Annotated in this window: 22 protein-coding genes; 5 read left to right on the top strand and 17 right to left on the bottom strand. The window is 69.8% G+C overall.

Features of this window, described 5'->3' with window-relative positions:
• Positions 1 to 38 precede the first annotated feature (38 nt).
• The gene (locus ATL45_RS14565) at positions 39 to 923 is read left to right on the top strand and encodes a hypothetical protein (protein WP_093159058.1); all 885 of its coding nucleotides are present in this window, start codon (positions 39 to 41) and stop codon (positions 921 to 923) included.
• Positions 924 to 1,160: 237 nt separating this feature from the next.
• Here ATL45_RS14565 and ATL45_RS14560 read toward each other — a convergent pair whose 3' ends face one another.
• Both ATL45_RS14560 and ATL45_RS14555 read right to left on the bottom strand, forming a co-directional pair.
• Positions 1,161 to 1,643, bottom strand: a complete 483-nt coding sequence (locus ATL45_RS14560) for a MarR family winged helix-turn-helix transcriptional regulator (protein WP_093159055.1) — start codon at positions 1,641 to 1,643, stop codon at positions 1,161 to 1,163.
• Positions 1,644 to 1,764: 121 nt separating this feature from the next.
• On the bottom strand, positions 1,765 to 2,430 hold the full coding sequence (locus ATL45_RS14555) for a pyridoxamine 5'-phosphate oxidase family protein (RefSeq protein WP_439332493.1): 666 nt from the start codon (positions 2,428 to 2,430) through the stop codon (positions 1,765 to 1,767).
• Positions 2,431 to 2,857: 427 nt separating this feature from the next.
• Here ATL45_RS14555 and ATL45_RS14550 point away from each other — a divergent pair, with 427 nt between their 5' ends.
• On the top strand, positions 2,858 to 3,961 hold the full coding sequence (locus ATL45_RS14550) for an FAD-binding oxidoreductase (protein WP_093159269.1): 1,104 nt from the start codon (positions 2,858 to 2,860) through the stop codon (positions 3,959 to 3,961).
• A 146-nt stretch (positions 3,962 to 4,107) separates the two neighbouring features.
• Here the strand turns inward: ATL45_RS14550 and ATL45_RS14545 are convergent, their stop codons facing one another.
• The 9 genes from ATL45_RS14545 to ATL45_RS14505 form a co-directional block, all read right to left on the bottom strand.
• Entirely contained in the window at positions 4,108 to 4,563 is a 456-nt protein-coding gene (locus ATL45_RS14545) for a heat shock protein transcriptional repressor HspR (protein ID WP_093159050.1), read from the bottom strand.
• Between the two features lie 2 nt (positions 4,564 to 4,565).
• On the bottom strand, positions 4,566 to 5,744 hold the full coding sequence (dnaJ, locus tag ATL45_RS14540; RefSeq protein WP_093159047.1) for a molecular chaperone DnaJ: 1,179 nt from the start codon (positions 5,742 to 5,744) through the stop codon (positions 4,566 to 4,568).
• A 25-nt stretch (positions 5,745 to 5,769) separates the two neighbouring features.
• Entirely contained in the window at positions 5,770 to 6,438 is a 669-nt protein-coding gene (grpE, locus tag ATL45_RS14535; RefSeq protein WP_246025830.1) for a nucleotide exchange factor GrpE, read from the bottom strand.
• Positions 6,439 to 6,455: 17 nt separating this feature from the next.
• A complete protein-coding gene (gene dnaK / locus ATL45_RS14530) occupies positions 6,456 to 8,330 on the bottom strand; it encodes a molecular chaperone DnaK (protein ID WP_121505342.1) in 1,875 nt (624 codons plus the stop codon).
• A 187-nt stretch (positions 8,331 to 8,517) separates the two neighbouring features.
• Positions 8,518 to 9,360: a DUF4097 family beta strand repeat-containing protein gene (locus ATL45_RS14525; RefSeq protein WP_093151366.1), complete on the bottom strand. Its 843-nt coding sequence runs from the start codon at positions 9,358 to 9,360 to the stop codon at positions 8,518 to 8,520.
• Positions 9,361 to 9,462: 102 nt separating this feature from the next.
• Positions 9,463 to 10,155: a GAP family protein gene (locus tag ATL45_RS14520; RefSeq protein ID WP_093151362.1), complete on the bottom strand. Its 693-nt coding sequence runs from the start codon at positions 10,153 to 10,155 to the stop codon at positions 9,463 to 9,465.
• A gap of 18 nt (positions 10,156 to 10,173) precedes the next feature.
• Positions 10,174 to 10,791 (bottom strand): TetR/AcrR family transcriptional regulator, encoded by a 618-nt coding sequence (locus ATL45_RS14515; RefSeq protein ID WP_093151359.1) that lies wholly within the window; start codon positions 10,789 to 10,791, stop codon positions 10,174 to 10,176.
• Positions 10,788 to 11,111 (bottom strand): DMT family transporter, encoded by a 324-nt coding sequence (locus tag ATL45_RS14510; protein WP_093151617.1) that lies wholly within the window; start codon positions 11,109 to 11,111, stop codon positions 10,788 to 10,790. The genes ATL45_RS14515 and ATL45_RS14510 overlap by 4 nt, the downstream gene beginning before the upstream one ends.
• Positions 11,112 to 11,190: 79 nt before the next feature.
• Positions 11,191 to 11,622, bottom strand: a complete 432-nt coding sequence (locus tag ATL45_RS14505; RefSeq protein WP_093151357.1) for a DUF1707 SHOCT-like domain-containing protein — start codon at positions 11,620 to 11,622, stop codon at positions 11,191 to 11,193.
• A gap of 359 nt (positions 11,623 to 11,981) precedes the next feature.
• Between ATL45_RS14505 and ATL45_RS14500 the strand changes: the two genes are divergently transcribed.
• A complete protein-coding gene (locus tag ATL45_RS14500; RefSeq protein WP_093151355.1) occupies positions 11,982 to 14,204 on the top strand; it encodes a (Fe-S)-binding protein in 2,223 nt (740 codons plus the stop codon).
• Between the two features lie 50 nt (positions 14,205 to 14,254).
• Here ATL45_RS14500 and fxsT read toward each other — a convergent pair whose 3' ends face one another.
• Together fxsT and ATL45_RS14490 are read right to left on the bottom strand one after the other, a co-directional pair.
• The gene (gene fxsT / locus ATL45_RS14495; protein ID WP_093151352.1) at positions 14,255 to 16,768 is read right to left on the bottom strand and encodes an FxSxx-COOH system tetratricopeptide repeat protein; all 2,514 of its coding nucleotides are present in this window, start codon (positions 16,766 to 16,768) and stop codon (positions 14,255 to 14,257) included.
• A 48-nt stretch (positions 16,769 to 16,816) separates the two neighbouring features.
• A complete protein-coding gene (locus tag ATL45_RS14490) occupies positions 16,817 to 19,018 on the bottom strand; it encodes a tetratricopeptide repeat protein (RefSeq protein ID WP_093151351.1) in 2,202 nt (733 codons plus the stop codon).
• A gap of 120 nt (positions 19,019 to 19,138) precedes the next feature.
• On the opposite strand from ATL45_RS14490, the gene ATL45_RS14485 reads away from it, so the two are divergent.
• Positions 19,139 to 20,104, top strand: coding sequence for a sigma-70 family RNA polymerase sigma factor (locus ATL45_RS14485; protein WP_093151348.1), 966 nt, complete (start codon positions 19,139 to 19,141; stop codon positions 20,102 to 20,104).
• A 93-nt stretch (positions 20,105 to 20,197) separates the two neighbouring features.
• Here ATL45_RS14485 and ATL45_RS14480 read toward each other — a convergent pair whose 3' ends face one another.
• On the bottom strand, positions 20,198 to 20,482 hold the full coding sequence (locus tag ATL45_RS14480; RefSeq protein ID WP_093151614.1) for a DUF397 domain-containing protein: 285 nt from the start codon (positions 20,480 to 20,482) through the stop codon (positions 20,198 to 20,200).
• 25 nt (positions 20,483 to 20,507) lie between these two features.
• Complete coding sequence (locus ATL45_RS14475) at positions 20,508 to 21,374, bottom strand: helix-turn-helix domain-containing protein (RefSeq protein WP_177241953.1); 867 nt, start codon at positions 21,372 to 21,374, stop codon at positions 20,508 to 20,510.
• 103 nt (positions 21,375 to 21,477) lie between these two features.
• On the opposite strand from ATL45_RS14475, the gene ATL45_RS14470 reads away from it, so the two are divergent.
• The gene (locus tag ATL45_RS14470) at positions 21,478 to 21,687 is read left to right on the top strand and encodes a hypothetical protein (protein ID WP_093151343.1); all 210 of its coding nucleotides are present in this window, start codon (positions 21,478 to 21,480) and stop codon (positions 21,685 to 21,687) included.
• A 78-nt stretch (positions 21,688 to 21,765) separates the two neighbouring features.
• Here ATL45_RS14470 and ATL45_RS14465 read toward each other — a convergent pair whose 3' ends face one another.
• Both ATL45_RS14465 and vanY-N read right to left on the bottom strand, forming a co-directional pair.
• On the bottom strand, positions 21,766 to 22,911 hold the full coding sequence (locus ATL45_RS14465; protein WP_093151340.1) for an epoxide hydrolase family protein: 1,146 nt from the start codon (positions 22,909 to 22,911) through the stop codon (positions 21,766 to 21,768).
• A gap of 89 nt (positions 22,912 to 23,000) precedes the next feature.
• Positions 23,001 to 23,627: a D,D-peptidase/D,D-carboxypeptidase VanY-N gene (gene vanY-N, locus ATL45_RS14460; RefSeq protein WP_093151338.1), complete on the bottom strand. Its 627-nt coding sequence runs from the start codon at positions 23,625 to 23,627 to the stop codon at positions 23,001 to 23,003.
• Between the last annotated feature and the right edge of the window lie 19 nt (positions 23,628 to 23,646).

The following is a 23,646-nucleotide window of genomic DNA, read 5'->3' as shown; positions in this document are numbered from 1 at the left end:
GCACACAACCATAACCTCATTTGGTTGTAGCACGCAACTTGTCTGCCTGTGACCCCGAGCACCAGTGTCGAGAAACCGAACGCCTCGCCGCTCTCTCCGCTCTCATCGGCTGGGCGGATCGCCGGGAACGCTTCGCCGAGGAGCGCGCCGACCTCGTCGCCGCCGCGTGGCGCAGCGGCTCCCGCAACGTCGCGGAGCTCGCCCGGCTGGCGCGGGTTTCGCGCGACACCATCTACGCCGACCTCAAAGCCCGGAGCATCGACACCTCGGCCCGCGCCCAGGACCCGGTCAGCGCGGAGACGACTCCCGGCGCACCGCTGAAGGCGGAGTCCGTGCGCCCGCTCGCGCAGCTCGTCGACGCGGTGGCCCGCCCGGCCTACGGCCGCGCTCCGGACGACGCGCTCGCGCAGGTCACCGCCAGCGCCGGCCGAGCCCTGCAAACGGTGGCCGACGTCCTGGACCCGCCCGCCGACCAGGGCCCGGGTTGGACGCGGAACGAGTTGATGCACGGGTTGGCGGACACGGGCGCCTCGATCACCCGCGCAGCCCAGCGCGAGCTGGCCGCGAGCCAGGACCCCGACGAACTCGCCGAGCGGACCGACTACCTCCACCGCTCCGCGCTGCACCGCGGCAGGGACGCCTCGGCGGAGCGGGCCGACGTGGTCGTCGCGCTGCCGACCGGTGAGTCGATCACCGTCCGGCTGGGCCGCGATCAGGGGTGGACGACGCTGAGCGGCGACAGCCCGCTGCTGACCGGCGAGATCGACGGGCTGGACCACCTGGAGGTGCAGCACGCGCTGACCGTCCTGAGCCGGGTGATCACCCGCAAGCTCGACGAAGCCGCCTTCGTCGAGAAGCGCAAGGACGCGCTACCGGGAGGACCGGCGGTGCGGCAGCGGATCATCCCGTCGAACGAGGACTAGACGTTCGCCGCGGGCCGCAGCCGCGAGGTCGACGGCACTGCGATCAGCTCCGTTTCCCCTGGTCAGTGCCCGTGAGTACTTTCGGCTGCCATAGCGCCACAAAACACTCACGGCCTGCAACCAGCGGAAACGGAGCCCCAGCAGGGCCGATCCCGCGCAGAACCGCACCTCGGCGCCCAGGGCGGGGTGCGCGAACGGGAACCGTTCAGGTTCGGCCGCTCGGGACGGGATCGGGCCTCACATCATCGCGTTGAGCTTGGCCAGCAGGCGGGCCAGGTCCTTGAGGTCCTGAGTGGTCCAGCTGGCGAACTGGCCGTGCAGGTGCTTGCGGCGTTCGGCCCGGACCTGGGCCAGGCGTTCGCGGCCGAGGTCGGAGAGCTGGATGCGGCGGGCTCGGCCGTCGTCCGGGTCCGGCACCCGCTCCAGCAGGTCCAGCTCCACCAGGGTCGCGATCTGGCGGCTGACCGTCGACTTGTCGAGGCCGGTGCGGCCGGCCACGTCCATGCCGCGCAGCGGTCCCGCGTCGTCGATCATCAGCAGCAGGCTGTAGGAGGCCGGGTCCAGGTCCGGGTGCACGTGCGCCGCCACCGTGGTGGAGAGGTTGCGGGCGCGGCGGAACATCATGACCAGCTCGCGCTCGACGGTCTCCGCCGCGGAGCGCCGGTCCACGCCTTCCTCGCGCACCCCGTCGGTCGCCCGCGCCTCGTCCTGCTCGATCACAGCTCTCCCGCCCGCGCCTCCACCTGCCGAAGGCACACCCGCAGCACCGATGAAGCCCCACGGTAGTCCGTTTCGCCCCACTCTAGGAGGCCGTGCTCGAACTCCTGCGGCCCACCGGCGATCAGCCGGCCCAGACGGGTTCGGCGTGGTGCCAGGGCCGCGGCGTGCCCTTGGCCTCGAAGTAGTCACCGCCCTTGCGCTTGCCGTCGTCGGTGCTCCAGCTCCGCTGGCGCAGCACCGGGACCATCCGCGGGATGTGCTTGCGGCAGTGGATGTAGGCCTCCTCGACCTGCACGACGACCCACCGCTCGGGGGTGCGGCCGCGGGCGAAGTCGGCGGGCAGCGCGGGGTGGATCGCGCGCAGGTCGGCGTCCTCGACGATGCGGGCCTTGCCGTTGAGGTGCAGGCCGATCAGATCGGTCACGAAGTCCACAAGCAGGATGCCGATGTGCGGGTTCTCGCTGATGTTGCCGAGGCTGGCCAGCACGCCGTTGCCGCGGTACTCGGGGTAGCAGACGTGCCGGTCGTCGAGCACCTCGATGAAGCCGGGCGTGCCGGCGCGCAGGCTCGAATCGCACTCGCCGCGGGCGTCGGCGGTGGCGATGAAGGCCAGGTCCATCCGCCCGATGAACTCCTTCATCTGCGGGTTGAGGTGGTCCAGGACCTGGTCGTCGTAGAACTTGCGGGCGCGCTTCTCGCTGCCGTAGGCCCGCTGCAGGAGGTGCTCGCCCTTCGAGCCGGGCAGCTGCGCCTGGTGTTCTTCCTCGACGAACGGGTCGCGGGGCACGGCGTCGAACGAGTGGTGCTGGAGGGGAGTGGTGCCCTGCCAGGAGGGCTTGCGGGCGGGCGCGTCGGACAGCTCCAGGGCTAAGAGCGCCTCATCGGCGGTACCGCTCGGGGTCGGGTCGGGGCTCACGCGGCTCACCGTGTCACGCCTTCCTCTCCACTCACAGAGGTGGATACTAGGTTCCCCCGACCGGTTATTGCACTATCTACGAGTAGTAGTTAAGAAACACTCAAAAGTGGCATCAAGGCAGACGTTCCCAAGGCCCCGGGTTAGGGTCGGCCCAGTGTCGGGGGACGCAAGCCAGTAGCGGTGCACCTGTGCCGGGTACCGCCGCCAACGTGGAGAAGACTGCACCCGAACCATGACAGCGAACGCCGTACTGAGCCCCGGACCACCCCCGAACGAGCCGTCCTCAGGTGTGAGCAAGATGGTCCGCCTGATCCGCGAGAGCTTCGAGGTCGTCGAACCGCAGATCGACGACGTCGCCAAGTTCTTCTATGGGATGCTCTTCAGCCTCTCCCCGGCCACCCGCGAGCTGTTCGCGGTGAACATGGAGGTGCAGCGCAGCCGCCTGCTGCGGGCGCTCGTGCACGTCATCCAGATGGTCGACAAGCCCGATGAGCTGCTGCCGTTCCTGCACCAGCTCGGCCGCGACCACCGCAAGTTCGGCGTGGTCGCCGACCACTACGAGGCGGTGGGCACCGCGCTGCTGGCCTCGATCAAGAAGCACGCCGGCGACGCCTGGACCGACACCGTCGAGCGGGCCTGGGCGGAGGCCTACACGGTGATGGCCTCGGCCATGACCGAAGCGGCCGCCGCCGACGACGGCCCCGCCTGGTACACCGGCGAGATCATCCACCACGAGCGGCTGAGCTGGGACGTCGCGGTGATCCGCGTCCAGACCGACCACCCGGTGCCCTACCTGCCCGGGCAATACGTGAGCGTGGAGGTGCCGCAGCGGCCCCGGCTGTGGCGCTACCTGACCCCGGCCAACGCGCCCGCCGAGGACGGGATCATGGAGTTCCACGTCCGCTCGGTGGAGGGCGGCTGGGTGAGCCGCGCGCTGGTCGGGCACGCCCGCATCGGCGACCAGTGGCGGATCGGTTCACCGATGGGCCGGATGACGGTGGACCGGGAGACCTCGCCGGACGTGCTGATGATCGCCGGCGGCACCGGCGTCGCCCCGATGCGGGCGATCGTCGACGAGCTGGCCCAGTACGGCGAGAACCCCCGCGTCCAGCTGTTCTACGGCGGCCGCACCCGCGAGGACCTCTACGACCTGGAGAACCTCCAGCGGATCGCGATGCACAACCCGTGGCTGACGATCACGCCGGTGCTGGAGGACGACCCGCACATCTCCGGCGTCGAGCACGGCACGCTCCCCGAGGTGGTCACCCGCTACGGCGCCTGGCAGGACTGGGACGTCCTGGTCAGCGGCTCGCCGGGGATGCTCCGCGCGACGGTCTCCCAAATGCTGGTCGCGGGAACCCCGCTCGACCGAATCCGCTACGACCCGTTCACGTTGGACTGAATTCCAGTCTCGTCCTGCACAGCGGTGCCGGTAGCGGAACCTCAGCGCCCGCCTGGACTCCGGGTGCCCGGCCTGATGTATGACCAGGTCGAGATGTGCGATGGCCCCACCGCTTCTGGTTCGGCGGTGGGGCGATCGTGGCTTCGTCAGCGCTTCCTGCGGTTGGGTTTCCAGACGACCAGCGCGGTTTCCTGGCGGACCGGGACCAGGTCCCGGCGGTAGGAGGCGTGGATCTGGGCCGCTGCCTGCTCCGCCGCGACGTGCGCCGCGGCGACCTCTTCCACCAGCTCCTGGACCTTCGCGCGCAGCGCGTCGACCTCGTTCTCCAGGTCGATGATCCGCTTGATCCCGGCCAGGTTGACGCCTTCCTCCTGGGAGAGGCGCTGGACCTCGCGCAGCAGCGCGATGTCGCGCAGGGAGTAGCGGCGGCCGCCCGCGGGTGTCCGGCCGGGAGACACCAGGCCCAGCCGGTCGTAGCTGCGCAGGGTTTGCGCGTGCAGACCGGAGAGCTGGGCGGCCACCGAGATCACGAACATCGGCGTGTCCTCGTCCGCCCCCGGTGGGAACCCGAAGCCCGGATCGGTTGTGCGGCGACCGGCCATGACTACCCTCCGAGCAACTCGTTCAGGTCCTGACGCGGATCGTGGTCGGCGGTCGCCTTCGCGTAGTCCGCCAGCGCCTCGGCCGCCTTGTCGTCCAACTTGGACGGAATGGCGACCTGCAGCGCGACCAGGAGATCCCCGCTGCTGCCGTCCTTCTTGCCCACTCCCTTGCCGCGCACCCGGAAGGTCCGGCCGCTGCTGGTCCCGGCCGGGACCTTCAGCGTGACCTTCCCGTCGAGCGTCGGCACCGTCAACGTAGTGCCCAGCGCCAGCTCCGGGAAGGTCACCGGCACCGAGATCGTCAGATCATCACCGGAACGTCCGAACACCCGGTGCGGTTTGACGTGCACCTTCACGTAGAGATCACCGGAGGCAGCGCCCTGCCTGCCCGGTTCGCCCTGGCCCGCCAGCCTGATCCGCTGCCCGTCGGACACCCCGGCCGGGATCCGCACCGTCAGCGTGCGGCTGCGGGTGCTGACCCCCTCACCGGCGCAGTCCGGGCACGGGTCGTCGATCAGCTGGCCGCGACCGCGGCAGTCCGGGCACGGCTCGCTGAACGCGAACGCGCCCTGGTTGCGGGTGACCAGCCCGGTGCCCGAGCAGGTTCCGCAGGCGCGCGGCCGGGTGCCCGGCTTGGCACCCGAACCGCGGCAGGTCTGGCAGGTCGCCGGGGTGGACAGCCGCAGCGGCACGGTGGCACCGCGCACCGCCTCGGTGAAGTCGATGCGGACCTCGGTCTCCACGTCGGCGCCGCGCTTGGGCCGGCTGGCCGTGGTCGAACCGGGCCGGCGGTTGCCGAACAAGCCGCCGAACAGGTCGCCCAGCCCACCGGCACCGCCCTGACCGGCACCGCCGAAGAGGTCACCGATGTCGAAGCCGCCCTGGCCGCCGCCACCGAAACCGCCGAAACCGCCGTGACCGGCACCGCCGCCGAATCCGCCGGCACCGAAGAGCCGACGGGCCTCGTCGTACTGCTTGCGCTTGTCCGGGTCGGACAGCACGCCGTACGCCTCGGAGACGGACTTGAACTTCGCCTCCGCCTGCGCGTTGCCGGGGTTGGCGTCCGGGTGGTTCTCCCGTGCCAGCTTCCGGTACGACTTCTTGATCTCGTCCGCCGAAGCGTCGGAGGAGACGCCCAGCTCGGCGTAGAAATCCTTGTCGAGCCATTCCCTGGCGCTCACCGGACGCCTCCTCTCTCGCTCTTGATCAACCCTGCTCGGCCTGGTTCTCGTCGGCGTCCGCCGGTTCGTGGTCGGTGACCGCGACCATCGCCGGCCGCAGCACCCGGTCGGCGAACCGGTAGCCGCGACGCAGCACGGCGGTCACGGTCGGGCCGCTCACGTCCGGGGAGGTGCTGTGCTGCACCGCCTCGTGCACGGACGGGTCGAACTCGTCGCCCTCCGCGCCGAACGCTTCCAGACCGGCCGAGTTCAACGTCGTGACCAGCTTGTCGGCCACGGCCTTGAACGCACCGTTGAGGTCGCCGTGCGCCTCGGCGCGCTCCAGGTCGTCCAGCACCGTCAGCAGGTCACCGGCCACCGAGGCCTTGGCCCCGGCGATCACCGATTCGCGGTCGCGTTCCACCCGCTTGCGGTAGTTCGCGTACTCCGCGGTGACCCGCTTGAGGTCGGCGGTGAGCTCGTCGACCTGCTGCTGCAGGCCGGCGGACTCGCCCTGGGCCGGTTCGGCGGCGGAGTCGGACTCCGCAGCCGTCCCGGCCTCGGCGACGGCCTCGTCGAGGGTGCCGGAGATGCTGTCGGGCACCTGCGCCTCTTCTCCGTTCGGAGCGGGGGTCCGGCGCTGGCCGGTCTCGGGGTCGATGCGACGCCGATCCCGGACCACCACCGGCTCCTGCTCGCCTTCGTTGCGCGACATCTCGGACCGGTCCGCTGTCACTTCTTCTTCTCGTCCTCGTCGTCGACGATCTCGGCGTCCACCACGTCATCGGCACCGGAGGCCTTCGAGCCCGCGGCGTCGTCCGCGGCACCCGCGCCCGGCGCACCGGCGCCCGCCGCCGCGTTGGCACCGGCGTCGGCGTAGAGCGCCTGGCCGAGGGCCTGGGACTCGGTCGCCAGCTTCTCCACCGCGGCGGAGATGGCGGCGACGTCCTCGCCCTTGAGCGCCTCGTTGACCTCGTCGATCGCGGACTTGACCTTGTCCTTGACCTCGCCGGGCAGCTTCTCGTCGTTCTCCTTGAGAACCTTCTCGGTCTGGTAGACGAGGGTCTCGGCCTGGTTGCGGGCCTCGGCCTCCTCGCGACGCTTCTTGTCCTCGTCGGCGTGGGCCTCGGCGTCCTTGACCATCCGGTCGATGTCGTCCTTCGGCAGCGCGGAGCCGCCGGTGATCGTCATCGACTGCTCCTTGCCGGTGCCCAGGTCCTTCGCGGAGACGTGCACGATGCCGTTGGCGTCGATGTCGAAGGTGACCTCGATCTGCGGCATGCCGCGCGGCGCCGGCGGGAGGCCGGTGAGCTCGAACATGCCGAGCTTCTTGTTGTGCGCGGCGATCTCGCGCTCGCCCTGGAAGACCTGGATCTGCACCGACGGCTGGTTGTCGTCGGCGGTGGTGAAGGTCTCGGAGCGCTTGGTCGGGATCGTGGTGTTGCGCTCGATCAGCTTGGTCATGATGCCGCCCTTGGTCTCGATGCCCAGGGACAGCGGCGTGACGTCGAGCAGCAGGACGTCCTTGACCTCACCGCGCAGCACACCGGCCTGCAGGCTGGCGCCGACCGCGACGACCTCGTCCGGGTTCACGCCCTTGTTCGGCTCGCGGCCACCGGTCAGGTCCTTGACCAGCTCGGAGACGGCGGGCATGCGGGTGGAACCGCCGACCATCACCACGTGGTCGATGTCGGCGAGCTTGACGCCCGCGTCGCGGATGACCGCCTCGAACGGCTTGCGGCAGCGCTCGAGCAGGTCGGAGGTGATGCGCTGGAACTCGGCGCGGGAGAGCGTCTCGTCCAGGAACAGCGGGTTCTTGTCCGCGTCGACCGTGATGTAGGGCAGGTTGATGTTCGCGCTGGAGGAGCTGGAGAGCTCGATCTTGGCCTTCTCCGCGGCTTCCTTGATCCGCTGCATGGCCATCCGGTCCTTGGTCAGGTCGATGCCCGACGAGGACTTGAACTTCTCCACCAGCCACTCGACGATGCGCTCGTCCCAGTCGTCACCACCGAGGTGGTTGTCACCGCTGGTGGCCCGCACCTCGACGACGCCCTCGCCGATCTCCAGCAGCGAGACGTCGAAGGTGCCGCCACCGAGGTCGAAGACCAGGATGGTCTGTTCCTTCTCGCCCTTCTCCAGGCCGTAGGCCAGCGCAGCCGCGGTCGGCTCGTTGACGATGCGCAGCACGTTCAGACCGGCGATCTGGCCGGCTTCCTTCGTGGCCTGCCGCTGGGCGTCCTCGAAGTAGGCCGGGACGGTGATCACCGCGTCGGTGACCTCCTCGCCCAGGTAGGCCTCGGCGTCCCGCTTGAGCTTCATCAGCACGCGGGCGCTGATCTCCTGCGAGGTGTAGGCCTTGTCGTCGATCTGCACCTTCCAGTCGGTGCCCATGTGCCGCTTGACCGACCGGATCGTGCGGTCCACGTTGGTGACGGCCTGGTTCTTCGCGGGCTGCCCGGTGAGGATCTCGCCGTTCTTCGCGAAGGCCACGATGGACGGCGTGGTCCGCGAGCCCTCGGAGTTGGCGATCACCGTCGGTTCACCGCCCTCCAGGACGGAAACGACGGAGTTGGTCGTCCCCAGGTCGATGCCGACCGCTCGCGCCATGCTGAATTCCTCCCGACTTGTGCCTGTGCGCCCAGCAGCCTCCACGGCCCTGAGCCTTGCTCACTCAAGTTCTACCCACTGCACATCAGCACCGTCAACCGGGTTGAGCGCAGCTCACTCAAGCTTTCTGCCAGAACAACGCCCGGCCGTGCCCGGCGAGTTCCGCGAAGTGACGCGAACCACCCGGTCAGGAGCGCACGCTGATGTGCCCGCTGCCGCTGGACAGCGTGAGCCGCTTCGCCGCGGACGGGTCCTGCGGCACCTGGATGTCCGCGCCACCGCTGCCGGTGTCGGTGTCCACCCGGTACCGGTCGGCGGGCACCACCAGGTCGATGCCGCCGCTGCTGGTGGACACCTCCGCGCGCTGCGGCCCGGTGAGCTCCAGCTCGATGCTGCCGGAGCTGCTGGTCGCGACGATCTCCGCGCCGCGCAGGCCGGTGCCGGTGATGCCGCCGCTGCTGGCCTCCGCCTCGACCCGCCCGCCGAGGTCGACGAGCTCGATGCTCCCGGAGTTGCTGCGCACCTCGACCGGGCTGTCGGTGCCGCTCACCCGCACGCCCCCGGAGCTGGCGCGCACGCCCACCGGACCGGCGATGTCCACCAGCTCGACCGACCCGGAGCTGACCTCGGCCTGCACCGACGCCATGCCCACGACGGTCAGCCCACCGGACCCGAGCTCCCCCTCGACCGGCACCTGCGCGGGCAGCACGACCTCGTAGGACACGCTGCAGTTCCACCCGCAGTCGGTCTCCAGCACGAGCTCGCCGCCCTCGACGCGGTGCTCCACCTCGTTGCCGCCGCTGCTCCAGAACGCAGCGCCCCACCGCTCCACCTTCTGGGTGACCTCAGGGCTCCCGCCCGGCTCGTACCGGACCTCGACCGACCCGGAGCCGTCGCCGAGCCGGACGCGGTCGACGCCGACCACCGGGTCGGTGCGCTGCTGCGCGGTCGACAGCGGCCCCCAGAACGCCACGGCACCTCCGATCAGCACCAGCGCCGCACCGCCGACCGCGAGTCCCACCCGTGCCATGACCAAGTCCTCTCGTCCCCAGAACACTTCGCGCCGAGGAAATTACGCACCGCGCGCAATACGCCACATCGGGGACACCCCGGAAGCGACCCGGAGCCGCTGTCATCCGCCGGTGGGAAGCCAGCCGAAGAGACCCGCGTAGTAGATGACGCCCTGCCGGGCGAGCAGGAAGCCGACGATTCCGAGGATCCACAGCCAGGTGCCGTCCGCCTCCTTGCTCTTGCGCTTGTCCAGCCACTGCTGGAGCTTCGGCCGCACCCGCGGCTCGAAGCGCGCGAAACCGGTGACCAGCAACAGGGGCGGCAGCACGAAGACGACGTTGTAGCCGATCAGCAGCAGCACCGCGAGCAGCGGCTCGGCGGTGTACCCGCGCAGGATGCCGATCGCGCCGAGGTAGGGCAGCGCGGTGGTGAACTCGGCGAGGGTGATCGCCACGCCGGTGCCGAAGACCGCGGGCATCGGCAGGTTCTGCGGCAGCGACGGGAGCCGCACCCCCGACCGGAAGCGCTTCGGCGGGAACAGCGCGATGATCAGCATCGCCAGGCCGCCGATCGCCGCCAGCGCGTTGCCGACGCGCTCCACCCAGAGCCCGTCCGCCAGGCGCAGCACCCCGTCGAGCCCGAAGTAGATCAGCAGGCCGAGCGTCAGGTAGGTGGCGAAGATGGCTGCCGCGTACACCGCCACCCGGCTCCGGTACGGGCCGCCGCGCAGCGCCAGGATCACGGCCACGGCCAGCGCGGACGGGTTCAACGCGTCTATCAGCGACAAGCCGTAGAACCCCAGCAGAGCGGACACGTCGAACCCCCAGGAAGATCAGCTCAGGTAACCGCGGTCGCGCAGGTAGTCGACCGGCTGGACGAGGAAGCGGAGCATCGGTTCGAGGTCGTCGGCGGTGGGCGGTTCGTCGGCGATGAGGCCCTGCATGAGGATTCCGTCGATCGCCGCGAACAGGGACCGGACCACCGGCTCGTCGCCGCCGCGGCCGTCGTTGACGTAACCGGAGGCCGCCTCGATCCAGCGGCGCGCGGCCGGACGCAGCGCCGGACGGCGGGCCGCCAGCAGGTACAGCTCGTACTCGCCGAGGGTGCGTTCGCGGTGGTCGCGCAGCAGTCCGGCCAGGTTCTCGGCGATGGCCCGGGGCCAGTCGGTGCGCTCGTTGACGCGCTCGCGCAGCACGTCCAGCTGCTCGATGAGCCCTTCGCAGCCCTCCAGCAGCCCGGCCACCAGCAGGTCGTCGATGCCGTCGAAGTAGTAGGCGATGGAGGCGGGCGGGACGCCGGCCTCGCGCGCGATGTTGCGGTGGCTGACCGCTCCGACCCCTTCGCGGGCGACCACCCGCAGCGCCGCGTCGATGATCGCGCGGCGGCGGCGCTCGCCCTTGAGCCGGCGACCGTCGGTCTCCTCCTCCGGGGTGCGACGCGGCTGGGTCAATGCGCACCTCCGAGCTCCAGCGCGAGGACGCCGCCGATGATGAGCGCGACCCCGGCGATCTGCACCGCGGTGATCGACTCACCGAGGAACACCGCGCCGATGATCGCCACCAGCGCGACCCCGGCCCCGGCCCAGATCGCGTAGGCGACGCTGACCGGCACACCGAGCTTGAGCACCGAGGCCAGCGCGGAGAAGGCGACCAGGTAGCCGATCACCACCAGGACCGAGGGGATGGGCTTGCTGAACCCCTCGGACAGCTTCAACGAGACGGTGGCGAGCACCTCGCTGAGGATCGCCACCGCCAGTACCAGGTACGCCACGCCCATCTCCCTTCGAAAACCTGAACGATCGCCCCACTTTGCGGGCGCGACGGTGCCCCCACGGAACGGGGGCACCGGGTCAGTCCTCGGAGCGCCCGGACTTCCCGCCGCTGCCGAAGACCAGGTCGCTGAGGATCACCGCGGCCCAGATGCCCAGCGGGATCATCGGCCAGAAGAACGTCAGCCCACCGGAGGCGATCGAGGTCACCAGCCAGATCCCGACCAGGATGACCCCGGTCCCGCCCCAGTCCCGCCACTCCTTGATCTGCTTGCGCTTGCGCTTCTCGCGCTTGGCGACCTGCTTCGACGGCTTCGGCGGCGCCATCTCGGGCAGATCCGAGGTCAGCGGCGCGAGTTCGCCGTAGGTGGTCGCCGCGAACGCCTGCTGCAGGCGCTCGTCGTACTCGGGGAGGGTGAGCCGCCCTTCGTCCAGCGCCGCCCGCAGCCGCTGCGCCACGGCCTCCCGGTCGGCGTCCGATGCGCGCATCGCCCCGCTGTCCGCCCCAGTCATCGCACCCCCTGGACCGTTCGGCGTGACCGAACGAACCGTTCAACCCATCGAATACGTGGCGAAAATCGCACCTCGCCCGGATTCTGCTCCGAGCGACGTCCAGCGCGCGGGCTCCGCGACGAAATCGCAACCCCCGCCCCAGCCGCCAACAGGAACAACTCGGGCAACCCCAGCCGCGGCGCCGACGCCAAGGGATCAGCCTACCGGATTAAACTGTACGAATGCACAACTAGTTTTTCTCCCGGCGGTCTCGCAGAATCACCGACTGTTACCGACCTGCGCACAGCCCCTGTAGTTACCGATGGGTAACAGGGCGTACGCTGCCCTAACGGACAACCCTCGAACAGGAGGCCGCGAGCATGGGTGCTGTTCAGATCACGCTTGGCGCGATCTCGGTCGCGCTCGGCGTCGTCGCGTGGAGCATGTTCGCCATGACCATCGCCCGGTTCGTGCGGATCATCCGCCTCGGGCAACCGGACGGCACCCGCAACGGACCGGTGATGGCCCGGCTGGCGACCCTGGTCAAGGAGTTCGCCGCGCACACCCGGATGAACAAGTTCCGCAACGTCGGCTTCTGGCACTGGCTGGTGATGTGGGGCTTCCTGCTCGGCTCGCTGGCGGTGTTCGAGGCCTACGGCGAGGTGTTCCTCCCGAGGTGGGGCTTCCCGATCCTCAGCGATCTGGCGATCTACGGCCTGCTGATGGAGCTCCTCGGCATCGGCACCGTGGTGGGCATCGTGGTGCTGATCGTGATCCGCCAGCGCAACCACCCGCGCCGCGCCGACCGCGTCTCGCGGTTCCAGGGCTCGAACTTCGCCTGGGCCTATTTCATCGAGGCGGTCGTGCTGATCGAGGGCGTCGGCATCCTCGGGGTGCGGGCGGCGAAGTCCGCGCTGGGCGTGCACCCGATGCCGCTGTGGTCGGAGTTCGTCTCGGGCCCGCTGGGCATGCTGTTGCCCGCCAGCGAGAACCTGGTGTCGGTGTTCGCGTTCATCAAGCTGATGAGCGCGACGGTGTGGCTGGTCGTGGTGGCCCGCACGATGACGATGGGCATCGCCTGGCACCGGTTCTCGGCGTTCTTCAACATCTACTTCAAGCGCGAGGCCGACGGCGATGTCGCGCTGGGTGCGGTCAAGCCGATGATGTCGGGCGGCAAGCCGCTGGACTTCGAGGAGGCCGACCCGGACACCGACGTGTTCGGCGCCGGCAAGGTCGAGGACTTCTCGTGGAAGGGCTGGCTGGACTTCACCACCTGCACCGAGTGCGGTCGGTGCCAGTCGCAGTGCCCGGCGTGGAACACCGGCAAGCCGCTGTCGCCGAAGCTGCTGATCACCTCGCTGCGCGATCACGCCTACGCCAAGGCCCCGTACCTGCTGGCCGGTGGCAGCAAGGACATGGCCGGTGACGAGGTCGGCATCACCGGCGAGGACGCCGAGGCGAAGCTGGCGAAGATCGACGTGCTGGCGCTGGCCGAGGCCGAGCGTCCGCTGGTGGGCGGCCCGGACGAGCTGGGTGTCATCGACCCCGAGGTGCTGTGGGCGTGCACCAGCTGCGGTGCGTGCGTGGAGCAGTGCCCGGTGGACATCGAGCACGTCGACCACATCGTGGACATGCGCCGCTACCAGGTGATGATCGAGTCGAACTTCCCGACCGAGCTGGGCGGGATGTTCAAGAACCTGGAGAACAAGGGCAACCCGTGGGGCCAGAACGCCAAGGACCGCCTCGCGTGGACCGAGGGCCTGGACTTCGAGGTCCCTGTCTTCGACGGCGAACTCGCCGAGGACGTGGAGTACCTGTTCTGGGTGGGCTGCGCCGGTGCGTTCGAGGACCGCGCGAAGAAGACCACCCAGGCGGTGGCCGAGCTGCTGCACATGGCCGGGGTGAAGTACACGGTGCTGGGTCCGGAGGAGACCTGCACCGGTGACCCGGCGCGGCGCGCGGGCAACGAGTTCATCTTCCAGATGCTGGCCCAGCAGAACGTCGAGGTGCTCAACTCGGTGTTCGAGGGCCGCGAGCCCGGCAAGCGCAAGATCGTCGCGACCTGCGCGCACTGCTTCAACTCGCTGGCCAACGAGTACTCCCAGCTGGGCGGGGACTTCGAGGTCGTGCACCACACCCAGCTGCTGAACAAGCTGGTCCGCGAGAAGCGCCTGACCCCGGTCGCGCCGGTGGCCGAGGACGTGACCTACCACGACCCCTGCTACCTGGGCCGTCACAACAAGGTCTACACGCCGCCGCGTGACCTGGTCGGCGCCTCGGGTGCGACGTTCCGGGAGATGCCCCGGCACGCCGACCGCTCGATGTGCTGCGGTGCGGGTGGCGCGCGGATGTGGATGGAAGAGCGCATCGGCAAGCGCATCAACGTCGAGCGCGTCGACGAAGCCCTCGGCACGGCACCGTCGAAGATCGCGACCGGCTGCCCGTTCTGCAAGGTGATGCTCTCCGACGGCCTGACCGCCCGCCAGAGCGAGAAGGTCGCCGCCGAGTCCATCGAGGTCGTCGACGTGGCACAGCTCCTGCTGTCCGCGGTGAAGCGCGGAGACAAGAAGGACTCCGAAGACACCGCGACGACCGGTAGCTGACGGATCTGACGCTAGGACCCCTCCAGGTGCTTCTGGAGGGGTCCTTCGCGTTACTGGAGCATCGCGTTGAGCTGGGCTTCCGTCGCGCGCGTGTCGGGGTGGTCCTCGCCCAGACTTCGTCGTGACAGCTCCAGCAGCGTGCGCAGCTCCGCCACCGCTTCATCGGTCTTGCCGCGTTCCCGCAGCACGTTCGTCAGGTTGAACCGCACGACCAGGCTCATGGGGTGTTCTGCGCCCAGTCTCTGCTCCGCGATCGCCAGCGCCGCCCGGAGCTCGTCCTCCGCACCCGCCAGATCGCCCCGCTCTCGCAGGACAGCAGCCAGGTTGTGCCGCGTGGGCACCACGTCGGGCCCTTCCGCGTCGTTCAGGACTTCGAGCAGCGCGCGGTACTCCGCCTCCGCTGCCACCAGATCACCCTGCTCCCGCAGCACTCCGGCCAAGGTGTGCCGCGTGGTCAGGGTGTCGGGGTGGTGCTCCGCCTCCATCACCGATTCCGCGATCTCCAGCACTGCGCGGAGTTCCGCCTCCGCACCCACCAGATCACCCTGGTTCTTCAGCACGCTCGCCAGGTTGTGGCGCAGTCCCAAGGTGTCGCCGTGCTCGGGCCCCAGCACCCGGGTCGACGACTCCAGCGCGATGCGCAGCTCGTCCTCCGCCGCGGCGAAATCCCCCTTGGCCCCCAGAACGCCCGCCAGGTGGCTCCGCGTGATCACAGTTCCTCGGTGGTCCGGGCCCAGCACTTCGCTCCGGAGTCGGAGAACCGCCCGGACCTCGGCCTCGGCCTCCGGCCACCGGAGCAGCTCTTGAAGTACCCCGGCCAGGTTGTCCCGCGCGCTCAGGGTGCCCGGGTGCTCCGCCCCGAGGATCTCGGTCGCCGTCTCGACCACTGCGCGGAACTCGGCCTCGGCCGCCACCAGGTCTCCCCGATACCGCAGGACGACCGCCAGGTTGTTCCGCGCGCCCAGCACATCCGCGTCCACCGCGCCGAGAATCCGCACCGCTTCGGCCAGCACGGACCGGCACTCGGCTTCCGCCGCGGTCAGCTCACCCCGATCGCGGAGCATGCCCGCGAGATCGTTGCGCATGCTCAAGACGGGGCGCAGCACCGCATCCGGTGCTCCGATGTTCGCCAGCGCATGGCGCACCAGGTCGATCCCCTGCCTGGTCAGGCGTGCTCCGCTGCAGAATCTCGATGCCCGCGCGCAGGTCACCGCGATGGGGACCAGCCACTCCTCGTCGCCACCGATCTCCGGGACGACGTCGGAGACAGCCGCGCAATGCGGCAGCAGGGCGCGCCAGCGAGGCCACTCGGCCGGATCGGTGGGGTCGATCTCGGAGGTGACGACGCCGAGGAGACCGACGAAGAGCGCCAGGTGGTCATCGCGCTCGTCGGAGCCGCCTTGGTGGCGGTTCGTCTCGCGGACGACCGGGTGCAGGGACAGGCCCGAGCCCTCCAGGTCGACCAAGCCGACCTCGGCCAGCGCCTTGATCGCCAAGCCCGCCTTCATCGCGTCCAAGCCCTCGAACCACGGGTGTCCGGCCATGATGTCCGCGCGGAGCAGCTCCAGCGGGACCGGCGCGGCCGCGAAGTGCGACACCATCCGCAGCAGGGGACGCGCCATCGGGTGCCCGCGTTCGGCGAGCAGGTCCAGCGACAGTTCCCAGGTGCGGAGCAGCGTCTCGCGCTCCCCCGAGGGTTCCGGCAGCTCCGTCACCTCCGCCCAGCGGTCGTCGAGCGCGGCCCGGTAACCGGCGAAGTCCACCGGCAGGTCCATGCCCGGCAGGACCGGCAGGGTGGCGATGACGGCGAGGTACCGCCCGGCCAGGTGGAGGGCGAGCGGCAGACCGCCCAGCCGCAGCGCCAGCTCGCGGGCCTGCTCCTCCGCGCCCGCATCGGGCGCGCGGTCGAGCAGCATCCGCGCGCCGTCGGCTGCCGACAGCGTCGCGACCGCGTGCAGGCGCGCGAAACCGCCCCAGGCCTGCGGATTCCCGTCCCGGCTGGTGATCAGCACACCGCCGGCATCACCAGGTGGGCGCAGCCACCCGGTCCGCTCGGCGATCGGTCGCCCGGCGCCGAGGATGCTCGCGTCATCGGCGTTGTCCAGCACCAGCAACCATCGATCCGCACACCGATTCAGCTGCTGCCACAGCAGATCCGGAGCGAGACCGCGCCCGTCCCACGCCTCCCGCACCGCTTCCGGACTCGCGCCCGCGCGCAGCGCGACCTCGCGCATTCCTTCCTGCAGGCGCGCTTCCGACGAGGCATCGACCCACCAGGTCTCGACGTCAAGCTCCGCTGCCACTCGCTGCGCCACCGTCGTCTTGCCGTATCCACCCGCGCCGTGCAGAACTACGCAGCTCTGGCCGGTGTTCAGCTCTTCGACCACCTCCGCCACAAGACGGCCGCGGCCGCGAACGTCGTACGTCAGCGCTGGTGTGGTCAGCGACCCCAGGCCCGGCCCGGTGGTGCCGGTGTGAACGTGCACATCACCGTGGATGTGCCCGGCCTGCACCACCGACCTGGCGTTGCCGCTGTGCACGTTGCGAACGGTCGGTTCCTGCATCTCAGCCCCCAAGTGGTCCCGGGCAGGCTATCCGCGCGCCGGACGCGATCAGCGCGTTTCAGGAGCAATCGCGGCCTGGTCCGGCAAAGCTCGTTTCCCTTGCCCCCGCAGCACGTTCTCGAGTTGGCCGCACACTGCCAGGACGTGGGGGTGATCAGCACCCCACACCTCGTGCGCCACCGCCAGGACAGTGCGCAGCTCCGACTCCGCCCGCTTCAGATCGCCTCGTTCCGCCAGCACGGCCGCGAGGTTGCTCCGGGTGATCAGGACGCGGGAGTGGTCGTCGCCCAAGGTCTCGGCAGCCCAGTCCAGCAGCTCGGCGAGCTCGGCCTCCGCCGCCTCCAGCTCGCCGGAAGCCCGCAGGACACCCGCCAGCTCGCTCCGAGTGGTCATGGTGTGCATGTGGCCTGCGCCGAGAACCTGCTGCCGCAGGTCGAGGACCGCCCGGTACTCCGCCTCGGCCGCTGCCAACCGACCACGAGCGAGCAGCGCGCCCGCCAGGCTGTGCCGCGCCGCCAGCGTCGAGGAGTGCTTCGCGCCGAGAGATCCGGTCATCAGCTCGACCACCGCGCGGAACTCGGATTCCGCCCGTTCCAGCTCGCCGCGAGCTTGCAGCAGCCCGGCCATGTTGTGCCGCACACCCAGCGTTCTGGCGTCGTTCGCGCCGAAGACGTCGGGTGCGGCCTCCAGCACGACACGGAACTCCGCCTCCGCCGCGTCCAGATCAGCCCGATCGAGCAGCATCGAGGCGAGGTCGTTGCGAATGCCCAGGAGAGGCTCGCGAACCTCGGCCCGCGTTTCCGCGAGGCGGGACAACGCGGCTCGGGCCAGGTCGATCCCCTGAAGCACGAGGCCTGCGGTGGCGCAGAACCTGGTCGCCCGCTCGCACGTCAACGCGATCAGGCCGGGCACCGCCTCCCGCACGCCGTCCGGAACGTCGAGCGTTGCTGCGCAGTGCGGGAGCAGCACGCGCCAACGGGGCCACGTGGCCGGGTCGGTCACCTCCATGCTCGCGGCCATGACTCCCGCGAGCGCAACCGAGTGCGCCATGTTGTTCCCGATTTCTTGCGGTTCCCCGAGATATCGGTTCGTCTCGCGCACGACCGGGTGCAAACGCAGGACCGGCACCGGGTTTTCCGGACTGTGCAGGAGGCCCACATCGGTCAGCGCCTTGATCAACGCAGCCAGGTGAACTGCCGTGATGCCCGCGAAAACCGGGGCCTTCGCCAGGATGTCGGTGCGGAGCACCTCCAGCGGGATCGGCGCGTCGGCGAAGTGGGACAGCAGGCGCAGCAGCGGGCGGGCGGACGGGTAGCCGCGCTCGGCGAGCAGGTCGAGGGACAGTTCCCAAGTGCGGTGCAGCGTTTCGCGTTCTGCCAGGGGGTGGGGTGCATCCGGGAGTTCGGTCACCTCCGGCCAGCGGTCGTCGAGCGCGGTTCGGTAGCTGTCGAAGTCCACCGGCAGATCCAGGCCCGGCACCTGCGGCATCGTTGCGACGACCGCCAGGTACTGGCCCGCCAAGTGCAGCGCGAGCGGGAGCCCGGCCAGGCGTTGAGCGAGTTCACCGGCGCTTCCAGACGAACCGGCATCGGGTGCGCGGTCGAGCAGCATCTGGGCGCCGTCGGCGACCGACAGCGTCTCGATCTCGTGCAGGCGGGCAAGGCCTCCCCAGGACTGCGGGTTTCCGTCGCGACTCGTGATCAGCACGCTGCCGGTGCTGGTCCGCAGCCAGCCCGTTCGCTCGGCAATCGGGCGCCCGGCACCGAGAACGCGCACGTCGTCGGCGTTGTCCAGGACCAGCAACCACCGGGACTCGACCCGGGCCAGCTGCCGCCACAGCAGGTCCGGCGCGTGACCGCGCCCCTCCCACGCCTCGTGCACCTCCTGCGGGTTCGCGCCCGCGCGCAGGGCGACCTCGCGCAGGCCGTCGTGCAGGCTCCGCTCCGACGACGCATCGACCCACCACGTCTCCGCGCCGAGCTCCGCCGCCACCTGCTGCGCCACGGTCGTCTTGCCGTAGCCGCCCGCGCCGTGCACGACGCAGCTCTGCCCGGCTCGCAGCTCCTCGACCACCGCCGACACCAGCTCACCGCGACCGCGCACGTCGTGCGTCAGCGCTGGTGGGGCCAGTGATCCCAGACCCGGGCCGGTGCTCGGGAAGACGTTGAAGTTCACGTCGCCGTGGAGGTGACCGACCTGCACTGCCGTCCCGATGTTGCCGCTCAGCGCGTTGTGAACCGGTTCCGGCATGCCACCCCCACGAGATCGCACCCAGCGTATCCAAGCGCACACATCGGGTTGCCGATTCCGGCGTCATATGCCGCCGGCCGGGGCGTCCCGGTATCGACCGGCACCGGATGCGGAGGACAGATGGCCGAGACGCCCGAGCTCAGCGACGCCGAATTGGTCGAGCTGGTTCGTTCCGGCGAGAAGGGCGCCTACGGGCAGCTCTACCAGCGGCACGTGCGCGCCGCCTACAAGACCGCGCGGCAGCTCTCGCGTTCCGACGCCGAGACCGACGACCTCGTGTCCGAGGCGTTCGCCAACGTCCTCTGCAGCCTGACCAGTGGCGGCGGCCCCACCAGCGCGTTCCGCGCGTACCTGCTGACGACGCTGCGCAACCTCGCCTACGACCGCTCGCGGACCGCCCGGAAGGTGCAACTGGTGGAGGACGTCCAGAGCGTGGCGGTGCACGATCACATCGATCCCGTCGAGGACTCGGCGGTGGACGCGGCGGAGCGGACGCTCGCGGCCAAGGCCTTCGCCCGGCTGCCGGCGAACTGGCAGAAGGTGCTCTGGCACACCGAGATCAAGGGCCGCACGCCCGCCGAAGCAGCCCCGCTCCTCGGCCTCCGCCCCAACGCCGTGTCCGCCCTGTCCTACCGGGCGCGCGAGGGCCTGCGCCGGGAGTACCTGAACGCGCACCTGGCCGAGGCCTCCGACCCGCGCTGCCGAACGGTGATCGACCGCCTGGGCGGCTGGGCCCGGAACGCCCTGTCCAAGCGCGACGAGCAGATCGTGGAATCCCACCTGCGCACCTGCGAGCAGTGCCGGGCGCTGGCCAACGAGGTGGCCGAGGTCAACAGCGGCATCCGGGCGATCATCGAACCGCTCGCCCTGGACGACGCCCCGGACTTCCCCCGCCGCCCGTTCACCGGCAGAACCCAGAACATCCCGCCCTGGCTCTTCCTCCTGCTCAGCGCCCTGGTCCTGGCCATATCGATGGCCTTCGCCTGGTCCAACCCGGCATCCCCCAGCGGCCAACACGCCCGGCCGCTGAGCCAGGCGGATGATGCCCGGGTCGCGGGAACAGGTTCAGCCGTCCACGTGCCGTGAGTGTTTGGGGCGCTATGGCAACCCAAAACACTCACGGCGCCATCGCCATCACAACCCATGAGGAGCTCCCGCACATCGGTGGTGGGTCGAAGCTCAGGCTCCGCTGGGATCGTCGCCGATCCGAGCCAAGAAGGACGCCCACGACGAAGCGGGGAAGGCCAGCACCGGCCCGTCGGGATCCTTCGAGTCCCGGACCGCCACCGCAGGCCCGGCAAACGCCACCTCGACGCAGTTGCCGCCCTGGCCGCTGCCAACGCTACGACTGCTCTTGCGCCACTCAACGTCGGCGAACGCGACTTCCACGCAGTTGCCGTTGTTGCCGCCGCCGGTGCGACTGCTCTTGCGCCACCTGACATCAGTCAGGTCTACCGCGTACATGCGTCTCGCCTCGCTCACGCCGAGCTCACAGGGTCCGAGCGACCTGCTCGATCCGCTCCATCGACTTCTCACGAGACAGCGCAACCTGGCGCAGGTGCTCGAACACCAGCCTAGCTTCCTGGACCTCGGCTTCCTTCTCGATGTGGATCGAGCCAGTCGGGTACTCGATGTACAGGACATCCTGATCCTCCGGTTGAGGAAAGCTCAGGATGGCGAACGCGCCATTCATCCCAGGATGTGAGCCAACCTCCCTCCCGATCACGCTGAGCTCTACATGGTCGTTCTCAGCTGAATGCAGTACGTACTTCAGCTGCTCCCGCATCACATCCGGCCCGCCGATCGTGCGCCCGAGCGCGACCTCATCCAGCACCGCCAGCAACCGCAGCGGCTGTTCGCAATCCCTGAGCCTCTGCTGTCTGATCAACCGCACGGAAATCTGGTTCTCGAACTCCTTCTTCGTCCTCCGCACGCGGTCGGCGGTGAAGATCGCACGCATGTAGTCCTCGGTCTGGAGCAGTCCCGGGATGTACACCAGTGAAAGCTCACGCACCGCACAGGCTTCCGTTTCCAGGTCGACGTAGCCTCGGTCCTCCACCCCGTACGCCCGCCACCAGCCGCGTTCCCGCGCTGCTCTCGCCAGGTCGAGGAGGTCCGGGTCGTAGCGGTCGTAGAGGTCCATCATCGAGCGGGCTTCGTGGACCGAGGTCGCCACCTCGCCGGTTTCCTTGCGGCTCAGGGCGCTCGTGGACATGTCGAGGCCTGCTGCGGCCTTCTCCTGCGTCATGCCTGCTTCCTCGCGCAGCTGGCGAATTCGGCGCGCGAGCCGGCGACGGCGGAACGTGGGGCTGGTGCGTACCACCGGGACCTCCCGACCAGATCCTGATCGATCCATGATCCCAGCGGGAACCCGGAATCGGGATTCCCGCATCCGGTAGTCCCGATCCCGGATTCCCGCGTGGACGCTGGGAAACACCAGCGATCACCGGGAGGTCCGCATGACACCGCAGCTCTTCGGCCTGGCCGAGAAGACCGAAACCGGCGCCCCAGACCCGGACCGCGTCCGCATCTGGGGCATGCAGCTCTCAGATCGCGCGGTCATGTACTGGCGCGAAGAACACCGCAACCAGTTCGCGGTCTTCGACGACGCGGCCAGCGCCGAATCCCGCTTCGGCACCCTCTTCGGCCTAGCCCTTGTCTGGGTGTAGGAACAGGTTCAGCCGTCCACGTGCCGTGAGTGTTTTGGGGCGCTATGGCAACCCAAAACACTCACGGCACCATCGCCATCACAGCGACGCGAAGAACTCCCGCACATCGCGGACGTAGAGGTCCGGCTGCTCCATCGCCGGGAAGGTGCCGCCGCGGTCGTACTCGGTCCAGCGGACGATGTTGTTGATCCGCTCCGCGAACGGGCGGACCGGCGCGAGGACGTCCTTCGGGAACACCGCAACGCCGTGCGGGACGGTGCCGTCGGTCAGCTGCTCGATGACGCCCTCCTCCTCCGCCTTGGCGGAGTTGTCCGGGGTCTCCACGAAGGACCGCGCCGCCGAGCCGGCCGTGTTGGTCAGCCAGTAGAGCATCACCGTGGTGAGGATGCGGTCGCGGTCGATCGCGTCCTCCGGCGTGTCCGCGCAGTCGGTCCACTCCTTGAGCACGCCGACGATCCAGCCCAACAGCCCGACCGGTGAGTCCGCCAGCGAGTAGGCCAGCGACTGCGGTTTGGTCGACTGGATCAGCTTGTAGCCGTAGAGCTCGTCGGTGTAGCGCTGCCACCGGGCCATCCGCGCGTGGTCGGCGTCGGTCAGCTTCGCGAACTCGTCCGGGTCGCCGGACGGGAAGGTGATCATCCCGTTGGTGTGCAGGCCGACCACGCGTTCCGGCTCGTTGATCGCCAGCGTGCGGGAGATCCACGTGCCCCAGTCGCCGCCCTGCAGGCCGTACCGCGCGTAGCCGAGGCGGCTCATCAGCTCCGCCCAAGCCCGCGCGACCCGCTCGGCACCCCACCCGGCCGAGGCCGTCGGCCCGGACAGCCCGTAACCCGGCAGGGAGGGGATGACCAGGTGGAACCCGGCCTCGGTGAGCGGCTCGACGACGTCCAGGTACTCCGCGACCGAACTCGGCCAGCCGTGCGTGATGAGCAGCGGCAGCGCGTCCGGCCGCGGCGAGCGGACGTGCAGGAAGTGGATGGTCGCGCCGTCGATCTCGGTGGTGTGCTGCGGGAATGCGTTCAGCCGTGCTTCCTGCGCGCGCCAGTCGTAGCCGTCGCGCCAGTACTCCGCCAGCTCGCGGAGGTAGGCGAGCGGCGGGCCGTAGCTCCAGCCCAGCCCCGGGACCTCGTCGGCCCAGCGGGTCCGGGCCAGGCGTTCCCGCAGGTCGTCGAGGTCGTGCTGGGGGACGTCGAGGTGGAACGGGGTGATGTCGCGAGAGGCCATGCACACTCCTTCGTACGTTGTACGGTACCTAATACGCACGAAGGCTCCGCGTTGTTCCCGGATCCGGGAAGAATCTTCGAAATCGCAGGTCAGACCCGCAGCGCGGTCGTTCCGCAGCGCAGCCGCGCGGTCGGCCGGTGGGCCGGAGCAGTCGGCATCCGCGCGGTCTCCCGCTCCACCGCGGGGTTCGGCAGCCGCCGCGGCGGCAGGTCCCCGCAGTTGGGCCAGTGCTCGAAGTGCCACCACTCGTTGTCGTAGGTGCGGAAGAGGTCGTAGCGCGCACCGTGCTCCTCCAGCCAACGCGCGCCCTCCCGCGGCCGGACGTCCATCGCGATGCCTTGGACGTGGCTGGACGCTTCCGGCGGCAGCACGAGCAGCCGGGCCGCCGTCGGCGAGCCCACCCGGCGCACCTCCTCGTCGAACATCCGCCGCTGGATCAGCGGGTCGCGGAACCCGGAGGTGAGTCCGATGAGCTGGCCGTGCCGCCAGAAAGCGTCGGTCCGCGCCGCGACGAACGCCGCCCTGGCCCGTTCGTCGAGACCGCTGAGGTCTTCCCCGGGGAAGCGCAGCCGCAGCGCCCACGAACACGCCAGTTCGAGTGCGTGTCCAGGACGGCGGACCAACGCCACCGGCAGCACCAGGACACCGATCAGCAGGGTGATCGCCACGTACACCCGGTCTCGGGCCCGCGGCGGCGTAACACGTGGTTCGCTCATGCCGTCCACGTTCGCCGCC

The organism is Saccharopolyspora antimicrobica, assembly GCF_003635025.1.
Taxonomy (GTDB): Bacteria; Actinomycetota; Actinomycetes; order Mycobacteriales; family Pseudonocardiaceae; genus Saccharopolyspora; species Saccharopolyspora antimicrobica.
The sequence above is the reverse complement of the archived record's forward strand: the minus strand, read 5'-3'. Positions and strand labels throughout refer to the sequence as shown.